The organism is Methylobacterium amylolyticum (assembly GCF_030700245.1).
GTDB lineage: Bacteria > Pseudomonadota > Alphaproteobacteria > Rhizobiales > Beijerinckiaceae > Methylobacterium.
On record NZ_JAUYZI010000015.1, the window covers coordinates 23,115 to 36,495 of the forward strand.

14 protein-coding genes are annotated in these 13,381 nt (G+C 71.0%); 3 read left to right on the forward strand and 11 right to left on the reverse strand.

Features of this window, described 5'->3' with window-relative positions:
- The first annotated feature begins 5 nt into the window (after positions 1 to 5).
- A complete protein-coding gene (locus tag Q8W71_RS12580; protein WP_305525806.1) occupies positions 6 to 227 on the forward strand; it encodes a hypothetical protein in 222 nt (73 codons plus the stop codon).
- A 117-nt stretch (positions 228 to 344) separates the two neighbouring features.
- Positions 345 to 1,232 carry a cation diffusion facilitator family transporter gene (locus Q8W71_RS12585; RefSeq protein WP_305525719.1) on the forward strand — a complete coding sequence of 296 codons (888 nt, stop codon included), beginning with the start codon at positions 345 to 347 and terminating at the stop codon, positions 1,230 to 1,232.
- A gap of 17 nt (positions 1,233 to 1,249) precedes the next feature.
- Here Q8W71_RS12585 and Q8W71_RS12590 read toward each other — a convergent pair whose 3' ends face one another.
- The 10 genes from Q8W71_RS12590 to coxB form a co-directional block, all read right to left on the reverse strand.
- Positions 1,250 to 2,512, reverse strand: coding sequence for an SfnB family sulfur acquisition oxidoreductase (locus Q8W71_RS12590; RefSeq protein WP_305525720.1), 1,263 nt, complete (start codon positions 2,510 to 2,512; stop codon positions 1,250 to 1,252).
- 101 nt (positions 2,513 to 2,613) lie between these two features.
- On the reverse strand, positions 2,614 to 3,735 hold the full coding sequence (gene sfnG, locus Q8W71_RS12595; RefSeq protein WP_305525721.1) for a dimethylsulfone monooxygenase SfnG: 1,122 nt from the start codon (positions 3,733 to 3,735) through the stop codon (positions 2,614 to 2,616).
- Between the two features lie 338 nt (positions 3,736 to 4,073).
- Positions 4,074 to 4,838 (reverse strand): SURF1 family protein, encoded by a 765-nt coding sequence (locus Q8W71_RS12600; protein ID WP_305525722.1) that lies wholly within the window; start codon positions 4,836 to 4,838, stop codon positions 4,074 to 4,076.
- The gene (locus Q8W71_RS12605; RefSeq protein ID WP_305525723.1) at positions 4,835 to 5,194 is read right to left on the reverse strand and encodes a DUF983 domain-containing protein; all 360 of its coding nucleotides are present in this window, start codon (positions 5,192 to 5,194) and stop codon (positions 4,835 to 4,837) included. The genes Q8W71_RS12600 and Q8W71_RS12605 overlap by 4 nt, the downstream gene beginning before the upstream one ends.
- 219 nt (positions 5,195 to 5,413) lie before the next feature.
- On the reverse strand, positions 5,414 to 6,271 hold the full coding sequence (locus tag Q8W71_RS12610; protein ID WP_305525724.1) for a cytochrome c oxidase subunit 3: 858 nt from the start codon (positions 6,269 to 6,271) through the stop codon (positions 5,414 to 5,416).
- A gap of 110 nt (positions 6,272 to 6,381) precedes the next feature.
- The gene (locus tag Q8W71_RS12615) at positions 6,382 to 6,993 is read right to left on the reverse strand and encodes a cytochrome c oxidase assembly protein (protein ID WP_305525725.1); all 612 of its coding nucleotides are present in this window, start codon (positions 6,991 to 6,993) and stop codon (positions 6,382 to 6,384) included.
- A 9-nt stretch (positions 6,994 to 7,002) separates the two neighbouring features.
- Positions 7,003 to 7,167 (reverse strand): hypothetical protein, encoded by a 165-nt coding sequence (locus tag Q8W71_RS12620; protein WP_305525726.1) that lies wholly within the window; start codon positions 7,165 to 7,167, stop codon positions 7,003 to 7,005.
- Positions 7,168 to 7,173: 6 nt separating this feature from the next.
- On the reverse strand, positions 7,174 to 8,118 hold the full coding sequence (locus tag Q8W71_RS12625) for a heme o synthase (protein ID WP_305525727.1): 945 nt from the start codon (positions 8,116 to 8,118) through the stop codon (positions 7,174 to 7,176).
- Positions 8,119 to 8,279: 161 nt separating this feature from the next.
- Entirely contained in the window at positions 8,280 to 9,908 is a 1,629-nt protein-coding gene (gene ctaD / locus Q8W71_RS12630) for a cytochrome c oxidase subunit I (RefSeq protein WP_305525728.1), read from the reverse strand.
- Positions 9,909 to 9,960: 52 nt separating this feature from the next.
- Entirely contained in the window at positions 9,961 to 10,800 is an 840-nt protein-coding gene (gene coxB / locus Q8W71_RS12635; RefSeq protein ID WP_305525729.1) for a cytochrome c oxidase subunit II, read from the reverse strand.
- A gap of 336 nt (positions 10,801 to 11,136) precedes the next feature.
- On the opposite strand from coxB, the gene fdhD reads away from it, so the two are divergent.
- Complete coding sequence (gene fdhD, locus Q8W71_RS12640; protein WP_305525807.1) at positions 11,137 to 11,928, forward strand: formate dehydrogenase accessory sulfurtransferase FdhD; 792 nt, start codon at positions 11,137 to 11,139, stop codon at positions 11,926 to 11,928.
- 128 nt (positions 11,929 to 12,056) lie between these two features.
- Here fdhD and Q8W71_RS12645 read toward each other — a convergent pair whose 3' ends face one another.
- Positions 12,057 to 12,890: a hypothetical protein gene (locus Q8W71_RS12645; protein WP_305525730.1), complete on the reverse strand. Its 834-nt coding sequence runs from the start codon at positions 12,888 to 12,890 to the stop codon at positions 12,057 to 12,059.
- Positions 12,891 to 13,381: the final 491 nt, after the last annotated feature.

Genomic DNA, 13,381 nt, shown 5'->3' on the forward strand with positions numbered 1-13,381 from the left:
GCGCGATGGACCGACCGGCGCGGCGCCACGTCACCCTCGACGGGCAGCTCCTCGACTACTGGGGGCGGGAGGCCGCGCGCCTCGACGCGCTGGCGCAGGCCGCGCGCTTCGGCTGGCAGAAGCGGCGGTACGCGCGCAAGGCCGAGCAGGCCCGGGCGCAGGCCGAGCGCAGCCGGGCGCGCGAGGCCGCCCGCGGCGCCGCGCCTTCGGACGCGGCCGAGGCCTGATCGCCGCGGCGCCCGTATAGCCACGGCTCAGAAACATGCCGGTACGTTGAAGCTTTGCTGTGGCCTCAGGGGCCCTGCGTCCCGTAAGTCGGCGGCGTTCCCGGAACCGGCCGCGCCATGGACCGTACCCAGCAGACCGCCCTCCTCAGCGCCGGCGTCGGCCTCGCCGTCACCGCGCTGAAGTTCTACGCCGCCGTCGCGACCGGAAGCGTCGCCCTGTACTCGGACGCGCTGGAGAGCATCATCAACGTCGTGGCGGCGGTGGGCGCGTTCGCGGCCCTGCGCGTCGCCGCCCGGCCGGCCGACGAGGACCACCCCTACGGCCACCACAAGGCGGAGTTCCTCTCCGCGGTGATCGAGGGCGCGCTGATCATCGTCGCGGCCGTGCTGATCCTCCGCGAGGCGTGGTTCGGGCTGCTTCACCCGAAGCCCCTCGACGCCCCAGCCTTCGGGCTCGCGGTGAACGGGTTGGCGGGGGTGATCAACGCCGTCTGGGCCGTCGCGCTGATGCGCTGGGGCCGGGCGTGGCGCTCGCCGGCGCTGATCGCCGACGCGCGGCACATCTTCGCCGACGTGGTGACCTCGGTCGGCGTGCTGGCCGGCGTCGCGGCGGTGTGGACGACGGGCTACGCGGTGCTCGACCCGGCCATCGCCGCGCTGGTCGCGCTGCACATCCTGTGGTCGGGCGGGCGGATGGTGCGCGAATCGGTGGACGGGCTGATGGACCGCGCCGCCCCGTCGGAGATGGTCGGCCAGATCCGGTCGCTGATCTCCGCGCACGGGGAGGGCGCCCTGGAGGCCCACGACGTGCGCACCCGCTCGGCCGGCCAGGCGACCTTCATCGACTTCCACCTCGTCGTGCCGGGGGCGATGACGGTCGCGGATTCGCACGCGATCTGCGACCGGTTGGAGAACGCCCTGGAGGAGAAGATCCCGGGCGCGGTCGTCACCATCCACGTCGAGCCCGACGAGAAGGCCAAGGCGTGCGGGCTGCCCGTGCTGTAGGCGTCCGCTCCGCGGGCTCAGCTCCAGGCGTGGAACGGCGGTGCGACGCCATTCAGCGCGTGGTTGCCGACGATCGCGTATTTCCAGCGCACGGGATCGTGCAGGGTGTGGACCCGGGCATTGCGCCAGTGCCGGTCGAGGTTCTCGGCGGCCAGCGTGGCGCGGGTGCCCGACAGTTCGAACAGCTTGTTCGCGGCGGCGAGCGCCGCCTCGGTCGTCAGCACCTTCGCCTCGGCGACCGCGAGCTGGGCGGCGGCGACGCTCTCCGGGCCCGGATCCGCGATCGCCGCGTCGAGGGCGAGTCCGGCCCGGTCGAGCAGCGCCTCGGCCGCGTGCTGGCGGATGGTCAGGTCGCCGATCGCCTGGACCGTGTAGGGATCGTCCGAGGCGCGCTCCAGGCCGCTGTCGATCCAGGGCCGGGCCTTCTCGCGCACGAACGCGATCGTGTCGTCGAGCGCCGCGCGGCCGATGCCGGCATCGATCGCCGCCTGGATGATCTGGAACACGGCGCCGTCCGAGCGCGGCCCCTCGTACCCCTTCCAGGCGGGCACGAGGTGGGACTTCTCCACGCGCACGTCCTCGATCAGCACCGTGCCGCTGGCCGTGCCCCGCTGCCCGAAGCTCGACCAGTCGTCGATCACGCTCAGGCCCGGCGCGTCCCGCTCGGCGATGGCGTACCAAGCGCGCCCCTCCGCATCGAGAGCGACGATCGGCACGAGGTGGGCGAGCAGGGCCCCGGTCGCGTAGAACTTCCGGCCGCGCACGATCACGTGGTCGCCGTGATCGGTGAACCGCGTCTCGAACTCGGCGGCGCGCTTGGTGCCCCGCTCCGAGAAGGCGTTGCCGAAGCGCGTCCCGCCCAGCACCGCGCCGAACAGCAGCGCCTTCTGGGCCTCGTCCGAAACCGTGCGGATCGCCGCCACGATGCCGAGATGGTTCTGGGCGATCTGCCCAATCGAGGGGTCGGCGGCCGAGACGATCGCGATCACCCGCGCCAGCGTCCGGTAGGAGACCTCCGGGCCGCCATGGGCCCGCGGCACGTTGATCGACCACAGCCCGCTCTGGGAGAAGGCGTCGATCTCTTCCAGCGGCCGGGTCCCGTCGCGGTCGCGCGCGGCGGCACCCGGGGCGAACGCCGCCGCGAGGCGCTCGGCGACCCGGATCGCCTCGGCATCGTCCCGGATGACGTGGGCGGGTGAACCGGGGCGGGGCGGCCCCGGGACGCCGCGCGGCTGCGGCGCGGCCGCATCGAGCGTGCTGCGGTCGATGGCGATGTTCATGGGAGGGCTCCGAGTGCGGGCACGCGTCTCCCGCCGCCTCCTGCGGAAAGGGCCTGAGGCGGCGGGCCGGAATCGCGGGTGGGGTGTGGCTTTGCGCGCCCTCAGGCCGCTGCGGCGGCCGGCTCCGCGACGCGGGCGGCTTCGAGCGCCCGCACGCGCGGGATGATCTCGCGGCCGAAATAGGCGACCTCCTCCTGGAAGTGCAGGAAGGCCAGCAGCGCGAGGTCGGCCCCCGCGTCCTTCAGCGCCAGGATGCGCTCGGCGATCTGGTCCGGCGTGCCGATCAGGTTCGAGCGGAAGCCGTCGTTGTACTGGACCAGATCCTCGAAGCTCGATTGGGCCCAGTTGCCCTCGCCCTCGGGGCTCGCCTTGCCGGCGTTCTTGACCTCGTGGCCGAAGGCCCGCACCGCCTCCGGGTCGGCGCTGTCGATGATCTCCTGGAGGACGGCCCGCGCCTCAGCCTCCGTATCGCGGGCGATGACGAAGGCGTTGACGCCGATCCGCGGGGTGTTTCCGGTCTCGGCCGCCTTGGCGCGGATGTCCTCGACCTGGGCGCGGATGGCGTCGGGCGTGTTGCCGTTGGTGAAGTACCAGTCGGAGACCCGGGCGGCCATGTCGCGGGCGGCCCGCGACGAGCCGCCCTGGAAGATCTCGGGCAGGGGCTCGGGCGGCTTCGGCTTCAGGGTGTAGTTCGTGTAGCGGTAGAAGTCGCCGCGGAAGGTGAAGGCGTCCTGCGTCCAGATCCCGCGCAAGGACCGGATGAACTCCTCGGAGCGGCGGTAGCGCTCGTCGTGGTCGAGCCACGGCTCGCCGATCGCCCGGAATTCCCCGGAGAACCAGCCCGAGACGATGTTCACGGCGATCCGCCCGTCGGTTAGCCGGGCGATGGTCGCGATCTGCTTGGCGGCGAGGGTCGGGTTCCAGGGGCCGGGCAGCAGTGCCGCTATCACCTTCAGCCGCGTCGTCGCCGCGAGCAGGGCGTGGCTGAAGGCCACCGACTCGTGCTGGTACTCGGCGCCGTAGCCGGCGGTGAAGCGGATCTGGGTCAGGGCGTAGTCGAACCCGGCTTCCTCGGCGATCTGTGCCAGTTTCCGGTTGTAGTCCGCGTCCCAGCTCGTGCGCTGCGGGATGGTGCTGATGACGAGGCCGCCCGAGACGTTGGGGACCCAGTAGGCGAAGCGGATCGGCTCGGGCGGCGCTGGGGCGTGGGGTCGGGCGGTCATGGCGCGGCGGCTCTCCTCATGGCGTCTTCCCGCGTCGACTGTGCAGGATACACAGTGTTCGCGCGGCCTGTTCTCGCTCACGGCGACGACGGCCTGTTCAAGACTGAAGTATTTTCGAGGATTGTGCTGCCGTCAAAGGAACAGGTGTTCTTTTTATGATCGATCCGCGGAACGGTGCACCGTGGCGCCGGGGGATGTCGGCGAGTTTCTCCTCTCCTCGCCTGCGCACGGCCTGACCGCCCCGTTCCGCCGGGTCGGCGCGGGATCGTTCGAGGGTGAACTTCGGATCGCGGCGATGCCGGATGTCCCGCCCGGACGGGGCGGCGCCTCCGGACGCGTCAGCCGGAGGACGGCTGATCCGCCGGCTCGTGCAGCCGCCGCCACGCGAACACGCCGAAGACTCCGACGAGGCAGGCGGCGATGCCGAACCACGTGAAGGCGTATTGCAGGTGGTTGTTCGGCAGGTCGACGCGGAGCTGGCCGCCGCGGGGCCACGTGGTCTGGCCGGGCACGGCGTCGGCCTCGATCAGATAGGGGGCGACCGCGCCGAGACCGCGGGCGGCGGCGATGCCGGCGACGTCCCGGTTGAACCACTCGCCGCGCTTCGGGTCCGGCTCCGGCACGAACATCCCCCGCGGCTCGCTCGCCCGCAGGATGCCGGTCACGGTCGTCTCGCCGTCGATCAGCCCGTCGCGGCGCTGACCTTGATCCTTCAGCTCGGTCGGCACGAAGCCGCGGTTGACGAGGACGATCCCGCCGTCGTCGCGCACGAGCGGGGTGATCACGTAGTAGCCCTGGAGCGCCCGGCCGGGCGTCTCGCCCGGGGCGAGGCCGTGCACCAGCGTCTCCTGATCGTCGCGGAAATGACCGGTGACGCGCACGTGCCGGAACTCGTCGCGGGCCGGATCCCAGGACTCGGCGGACGGCGGCGCGACCGGCGCGGCCCTGGACTGCGCGACGATCCGGCCGATCAGCGCCTCCTTCCAGGTCTTGCGCTCCACCTGCCACGCGCCGAGCGCGAGGAGGATCGCCAGCGCGACCAGGGCGGCGAGCCCCGGTGCCACGAGCCTCCGCCAGGCGCCGGGACGGATCGCGCCGCTCACTTCTGGAAGCGCCCCTGCTCCGCCTTGTTGGCGTATTGCAGCGCGACCATCATGCCCTTGAGCGGGCGCACCATCAGCAGGCTCAGCCCGACCGAGAGGGTTATCGCCACCAGCGCGTGAACCCAGATCGGCGGCTCGTAGGCGATCTCCAGCCACAGGGCGAGGCCGACCACGATGGTGCCGACGATCGACATGACGAAGAAGGCCGGGCCGTCCGCCGAGTCGAAGCTCGAATAGTCCAGGCCGCACGCCGCGCAGGACGGCCGCAGGGCGAGGAAGCCCTGGAACAGGTGGCCCTCGCCGCAGCGCGGGCAGCGGCCGCGCAGGCCGGTGGGGATCGGCGGTGGGTTCTGCATGCCTGGGGACTCCTGACGCGGCGCCGGGGCGCTGGAGCCGTTCCCGATCGCGACGCGATCGGGAACGGCCCTCGGCCTTTGCTTCGACGCGCTCTCTTGCGCCCGAGCCGGCATCCACCTCGGTGGAGAGCGCTACCGCCCGGATATGGCATCGCGGCCGGCCCCGCGCACGAAAAAGGGCGGCCGGAGCCGCCCCATCTCGTGATGCCCGGCCTGCGCTCAGTGCGCGGCGTGGCCGATGCCCGAACCCCAGACGTAGATCGCGGCGAACAGGAACAGCCACACCACGTCGACGAAGTGCCAGTACCAGGCGGCGAACTCGAAGCCGAGATGCTGCTGCTGCGTGAACTGGCCCGCATAGGCGCGGAACAGGCAGACGGCCAGGAAGATCGTGCCGATGATGACGTGCGCGCCGTGGAAGCCGGTCGCCATGAAGAAGGTCGCGGAGTAGATGCTGCCCGAGAAGCCGAAATGCGCGTGGCCGTACTCGTAGACCTGGCAGGCGGTGAACAGCACGCCGAGGATGATCGTCAGCCACAGGCCGTACTTCAGGCCCTTGCGGTCGCCCTCCAGCAGCGCGTGGTGCGCCCAGGTGATGGTGGTCCCGGAGGTCAGCAGGATCAGGGTGTTGAGCAGCGGCAAGTGCCAGGGGTCGAACGCCTCGATGCCCTTGGGCGGCCAGACGCCGCCGGTGAACTCGACCCGGGAGATCTGGATCGGATCGGCGGTGTAGAGCGCCGCCTCGAAATAGGCCCAGAACCACGCGACGAAGAACATCACCTCGGAGGCGATGAACATCATCATGCCGTAGCGGTGGTGGAGCTGGACCACGCGGGTGTGGTCGCCGCTGTTGGCCTCGTGCGCGACGTCCTTCCACCAGGAATACATGGTGTAGAGCACGCCGATGGTGCCGGCACCGAAGATGTAGGGGCCGGGCGACAGGGTGCCGATCTGGAGGCTCTTCATCCAGAACACGGCCCCGAAGGCCATCAGGAAGCCGGAGAAGGCGCCGATGAGCGGCCACGGACTCGGGTTGAGGATGTGAAAGTCGTGATTCTTGGCGTGCGCCTCGGCCATCGTCCCGTCGCTCCTCACCCTTGGGCAGACGCCGCTTCCCGGCCCGTCGCCCAACCCAAGACCATCCGCACCTTTAGTCGGCGCGAACCGTTATTGTCACGCTCCCGCGATCAGAAATCGCGCTTGCTCCCCGCCGCCCCGGTCGTCGCGACCGAAGCCGTCACCGGCTGGCCGTTCTTCGAGGCGAAGTAGGTGTAGGACAGCGTCATCTCGGAGAGATGCGCGGTGTTCGAGTCCGACCGCAGCGCCGGATCGACGTAGAACACCACCGGCACGTCCAGCGTCTCGCCGGGCTGGAGCGTCTGCTCGTTGAAGCAGAAGCACGCGATCTTCACGAAGTAGCCGCCCATCAGCCCGGGCTGGACGTTAAAGGTGGCCACGCCGGTGGTCGGCTTCGTGCCGGTGTTGGTCACCCGGAAGAACACCGTCTTGGTCTCGCCGAGATCCGCCTCGATGCTCGGCATCTCGGCGGAGAATTTCCAGGGCAGGCCCGGCGCGACGTTGGTGTCGAAATGGACCAGCATGCCCGCGCCGGTCCGGTCGGCCGAGGCCGCGAGCGCCGGCCCCTGGCGCGGCGTCCCGTCGTAGCCGGTGGCCTTGCAGAAGGCGTCGTAGAGCGGCACCGACGCGAAGGCGAGGCCGATCATCCCGACGGCGAGGCCGGCGCAGGCGACCGCCGTGCGCGCCGCGGCGCGGTCGGGGCGGGGGGCGGGTGCGGTCATCGCGTCACCTCAGAGCGGCCGGTTGAGGACCTGCGGCCCGAGCTTGGCGATCGTCAGCACGAAGAACAGCAGCACCATCGCGCCCAGCGCCAGGGCGATCGCCACGGAGCGCTTGCGGCGGCGGGCCTCCTCCTCGGGGGTGAGCGGGCGGTACTCGACCTTCGGATCCAGCATGGCGCGTCAGGCCAGCACCGGGCGGAACAGGCCGAGGCTCTGCTCGGCGAGCAGCGCCGAGAACAGCGCGAACAGGTAGAGGATCGAGTAGCCGAACATGCCGAGCGCGGCGCGCTTCTCGGCCTCGCCCTCGCGATTGTTGAGCACGCGGACGCTGAAGGCGATCATGCCGAGGCCGCCGAGGAGCGCGATCACCGCGTAGACGATGCCGCCGAAGCCGAGGGCCACCGGCACGAGACCCAGCGGCGCGAGCGCGATCGAGTACCAGAGGATCTGGCGGCGGGTGGAGGCGGGGCCGGCGACGTTCGGCATCATCGGGATGCCGGCGCGGGCGTACTCGCCGGCCTTGATCAGCGCGAGCGCCCAGAAATGCGGCGGGGTCCAGATGAAGATGATCGCGAACAGGACGAGCGACTCGATGCCGACCGAGCCCGTGACCACCGCCTGGCCGATCACCGGGGGGAGGGCGCCGGCGGCGCCGCCGATGACGATGTTCTGCGCGGTCGCCCGCTTCAGCCACATCGAGTAGATCACCGCGTAGAACACGATCGTGAAGGCGAGAAGCCCGGCGGCCAGCCAGTTGGCGGCGAGCCCCAGCACCAGCACCGAGGCGCAGGACAGGAACAGGCCGAAGCCCAGCGCCTCGCCGGGGGTGATGCGCCCGGCCGGGATCGGCCGGGTGGCGGTGCGGCTCATCACGGCGTCGACGTCGGCGTCCCACCACATGTTGAGGCAGCCCGACGCCCCGGCGCCGACCGCGATGGCGAACAGCGAGATCGCGCCGATCGCCGGCTGCACGTGCCCGTGTGAGACCGCCATCCCCACCAGCGCGGTGAAGATGACGAGCACCATCACCCGCGGCTTGAGCAGGGCGAAGTAGTCGGGCACGTCGCCGCCGACCGCGGCGGGGCCGAGGGTGCCGGGGCTGATAGTGTTCGTGGCGCTCGTCATCGCGTCCGCTGCTGCTCGTGGCAGGAGCCCGGCCGAACGCGTGGCGGCCGGGTCGTCGAGGGCTTTCCCGGCCTGGGCCGGTTGATGGTCGCCCTTGCCGGGAGGCCGCCGCGCGGCCCCCTGGGAAGGGCGAGGGCCGCGAGTCGCGGCCCTCGCGGCGATCAGTGCGCGCCCGGCTCGTCGACGATGCGGGGCAGCGTCTCGAACTGGTGGAAGGGCGGCGGCGAGGACAGGGTCCATTCCAGGGTGGTGGCACCCTCGCCCCACGGGTTGTCCGCGGCCCGCTCCTTCGAGCGGAAGGCCAGGATCACGCCGATCACGAACACGAACATCCCGAGGCCGAAGATGTGGCCGCCGTAGGTCGACACCTTGTGCCAGCCGGCGAACGCCTCCGGGTAGTCGGCGTAGCGACGCGGCATGCCAGCGAGCCCGAGGAAGTGCATCGGGAAGAACAGGACGTTCGCGCCGATGAAGGCCAGCCAGAAGTGCAGCTTGCCGGCCCACTCGGGGATGATGTGGCCGGTCATCTTCGGGAACCAGTAGTACACGCCCGCGAAGATGATGAACACGGCGCCGAGCGAGAGCACGTAGTGGAAGTGCGCGACGACGTAGTAGGTGTCGTGCAGGTACTTGTCGACGGCCGAGTTCGCCAGCACCACGCCGGTCACGCCGCCGACGGTGAACAGGAAGATGAAGCCGACCGCCCAGTGCATGGCGGCGGTGAAGCGGATCGAGCCGCCCCACATCGTGGCGATCCAGGAGAAGATCTTCACGCCGGTGGGGACCGCGATCACCATCGTGGCGAACACGAAGTAGGACTGCGTCTGGAGCGAGAGGCCGACCGTGTACATGTGGTGGGCCCACACCACGAAGCCGACCACGCCGATCGCCACCATGGCGTAGGCCATCGCGAGGTAGCCGAACACCGGCTTGCGCGAGAAGGTGGCGATGATGTGCGAGACGATGCCGAAGGCCGGCAGGATCATGATGTAGACTTCGGGGTGACCGAAGAACCAGAACAGGTGCTGGTACAGGATCGGGTCGCCGCCGCCGGCCGGGTCGAAGAAGGTGGTGCCGAAGTTGCGGTCGGTGAGCAGCATGGTGATCGCGCCCGCGAGCACCGGCAGCGACAGCAGCAGCAGGAAGGCGGTGACCAGCTCGGCCCAGGCGAACAGCGGCATCTTGTGCAGCGTCATGCCCGGGGCGCGCATGTTCAGGATCGTGGTGATGAAGTTGATCGCCCCGAGGATCGAGCCGGCGCCGGACAGGTGCAGGGCGAAGATCGCGAAGTCGACGGCCGGGCCGGGATGGCCGGCGGTGGAGAGCGGCGGGTAGACGGTCCAGCCGGTGCCGGCGCCGGCCGCGCCCGGGGCGCCCTCGACGAACAGCGAGCAGAGCAGGCTCATGAAGCCCGCCACCGTCAGCCAGAACGAGATGTTGTTCATGCGCGGGAACGCCATGTCGGGCGCGCCGATCATGAGGGGCACGAACCAGTTGCCGAAGCCGCCGATCAGCGCCGGCATCACCATGAAGAACACCATGATGAGGCCGTGCCCGGTCACGAACACGTTGTAGGTCTGCGGGTTCGAGAAATATTGCAGGCCGGGCTGCTCCATCTCCATCCGGATGCCGAAGGAGAGGAACGCGCCGATCATGCCGGCGCAGAACGCGAAGAGCAGGTAGAGGGTGCCGATGTCCTTGTGGTTCGTGGAGAGGAACCAGCGGGCGAAGAAGGACGGCTTGTGATCGTGGGCCTCATGGGCCTCGGCATGGGCTGTGGCTGTGGCCATCGGTGACGTGCCTTGTGCGTGTGCGTGTGCCGTGCGGGTTGACGGGCGCGCCTCAGCGCGCCTCGGCGAAGCTCTGCCCGTTGTCGATGCGGGCGTACTTGGTCTTGGCCTCCTTCAGCCAGTCGGCGTAGGCCTGCTCGCTGACCACGCGCACGACGATCGGCATGTAGGCGTGGCGCTGGCCGCACAGCTCGGAGCACTGGCCGTGGAAGGTGCCCTCCTTCTCGGCCTTGAACCACATCTGGTTCAGGCGACCGGGCACCGCGTCGATCTTGAAGCCGAAGGCCGGCATCGCCCAGGAATGCAGCACGTCGGCGGCGGTGACCTGGATCTTCACGATCTTGCCGACCGGCACGACCATCTCGTTGTCGGTCTGGAGCAGCCGGGGCTGCTTGTCCTCGTCGAGGTTGGCGTCGAAGGTGAAGCCGCCGCCCTGCTCGGTCTGCGGGTACTCGTAGGTCCAGTACCACGCGTGACCGATGATCTTCACGATCATGTCGGCCTTCGGATCCGAGAGCTGCGTGCGCAGCAGGCGGAACGAGGGGATCGCCACGGCCACCAGGATCAGCACCGGCACGATCGTCCAGGCGATCTCGATCGCGGTATTGTGCGTGGTGCGCGAAGGGGTCGGGTTCCGCTTCTCGCTGAAGCGGAAGATGCACCACAGGATCAGGCCCAGCACGAACACCGAGATGGCCAGGGAGATCCAGTGCAGGCCGATCTCGAAATTGAGGATGTCGCGGGCATTCTCCGTGACCGGGATCTGCCGGGTCATCTCCCACGGCACCGGCTGGCCGAAACCGGCGGCCAGAGCCTGGGACGCCGGAGCGAGCAGGGCGCCGAGCGCGGCGAGGCTCCAGGGTGATCGTAGGATCGTCCGCACCGTCCGCATTGCCCTCACTGCCGCTCCCCGTACATCGCCGATGCAGGTCGATCGTCCCGTCTTGACTGCGCGCGGGCGTTCACCGACCTGACGGATACCCCCGACTGTCATGCGGACGGGCTTCCGATCGCGGCTTCAGACCACAAGGACGATCGTGGTGCAACCATACAAGCGTCGCAGGGCGTACCTTCCCGCTCGCGTCCGGGCGGTAATGTCGCACCTCGTCACAGACATCCAGAGTTGGTGTCTGCCCACGTCGGCAACCCCGGATATCATCCCCGGGAGCGGCGACGCGTGGTGACGGGGGCTGCCGACGGCGTCCCGCCGCGTTCGGTCCAGGCGCCGATGCAGGTGGTGGCCTACGCCGAGCCGACCCCACGACCCGGAACCCGGGCGCTGGCCGTCGAGGCGCCGGTCAACCTCGTCTACGGCAGCGTGCCGCACGCGGTGATGATGGCCACGCCGGGCGACCTCGAGGACTTCGCCTACGGCTTCAGCCTGACCGAGGGCATCGTCGAGACCGCCGACGAGATCCGCGCCGTCCGGGTCGAGGCGGCCCCGGAGGGCCTCCGGCTCCTGGTGGACCTTGCGCCCGGCCGCCTGCGCGAGCACCTCGCCCGCAAGCGCGCCATCAGCGGCCGTACCGGCTGCGGCATCTGCGGCATCGAGGACCTGGCCGATTTGCCGCGCGCGGCGCTGCGGGAGGCCCCGGCCACGCGCGTTCCGGTGGGGGCGATCGCCCGGGCCCTGGCGGACCTCGACGCAGCGCAGGCTCTCGGCGCCGAGACCCGGGCCGTCCATGCCGCCGCCTGGGCGCGCCGCGACGGCACGCTGGCCGCGGTGCGCGAGGATGTCGGCCGCCACAACGCCCTCGACAAGCTGATCGGCGCGCTGATGCGCGCCGGCGCGGATCCCGCCGACGGCTTCCTGATCATCACCAGCCGGTGCTCGTTCGAGATGGTCGAGAAGGCCGCGCGCCTCGGGGCGGCGATGGTGGTGGCGATCTCCGCACCGACCTCACTCGCGCTGGAGCGGGCGCGCGCGCACGGGCTCACCCTCTGCGCCATCGCGCGCGCGGACACGCTGACGGTGTTCTGCGGGGGGGAGCGCCTGGATCCGGCGCCGTCGGCCGGATGACGGGAAGCGGGCCCGACCTTATTTATACCGCGACGCGGCCGCACCGGATGCCGATCGGAGCCCGATGATCCGCGCCCGCGTCGACGGCTGAAACGGCCCCGGGACGGCGCGCCCGAGCGCGCCGGCCGCTACTGCGCCGGTCCGGCGTCCTTGTCGGAAGTGCCCGGAACGACCGTGGCGCCGCCGATCACCCGGACGGGGCGCCGGCCCTCGGCGGGCGGATCCGTCCACGTCTTGGCGGGCGCCGCGGCGGGGGCGGCCTGGGCGACCGGCTTCGAATCCGAGAGCTTCCCCTCGGCCTTCGCGTCGCCGGGCGCAGCGGCGGCCGGGGCCTCGGGCTTCGGCGCGGGCCGGGCAGCCTCCAGCTTCGGCGCCGGGGCCTCAGGGGCGGTGCGCAGGGCCGGCTTGGCCTCGGGTGGCCGGACGGGACCGGTCCGGGCGACCTTGCGGGCCGGCTCCGGGCGCGCGCCCGCGTCCGGGTTGACGCCGTAGGGGTTGGCCTCCGGGGGCCGGACGGCCTCGGCGCCGGGCCGGCGCAGCGGCCGCTGGGGCGCAGCGGCCTCGGGCTCGGCCGCCCGGCGCGGCGTGAAATCCTCCTCCGTCCAGCCGTAACCCGGCGCGGAGCGGCCCGGGGGCCGTTCCAGCCGCGCGTAGGTCTCGGGGCGTCCGAGCGGCTGGCGGGCGACGATCGCGCCGGCCGCCGGATCGACGAACAGGCGGACCGGCAGGCCGTTCGGGGCGACCGCCTCGACCACGTAGGTGCGGCCGTCGAAGCGCGGCCGGGACAGGCCGGTGAAGCCGCGCTCGGCGAGGCGCCACGCCACGACCCGGGGCGGGAGGATGTCGTCCTCGAAGGCGAACTGCGCGTGGGCGGCGCCGGAGGCCAGGATCAGTCCGCCGGAGAGGATGGCGGCGCCGAGGGCGCGCACCGTCCGCGTCCGCAGGGATCTGCTCTCGTTCATGCTGATGCGTTCCCGTCTGGGAGACCCGGTCGGGTGCCGGTCCGGCATGGTCCCGGCCGGTCGTGCCGGTCCTCGAACCATGCCGGTGAGGTCGTTGCCCCGCATGCCGCTTGTGCTCGGCGGCCACGGGTAGAGCGTCCGATTCGGGCGAGATTGCGGAGTTCCGGTCGCGACACCGCATCGTCCCGCGCAACCGCCCCGGCGCGCCCGCGCCCTGTCGGCACGCGCAACCTCCTGCGCCTCTTGCTGAAACGATTCCGATCTGCCAACGTCCGCCATTAGGACAGCACAACTGTCCCAATCTGCCGCGCCCGCGCGCCTCGCGCACGGGCGAACAACTCGGCAGGGAAGTTTGAGTCGGGACGCGCGCAGTCCGTCGGGCTGCGCCTCGGAGCCGGTGGACGGCGGCCCGGAATCTGCGGCATCTGATCATCTCCCCGGGCACCCTCGGCGTCCGGGCATGAAACGTGCTCGCAGGCCTGAGGCGGCGG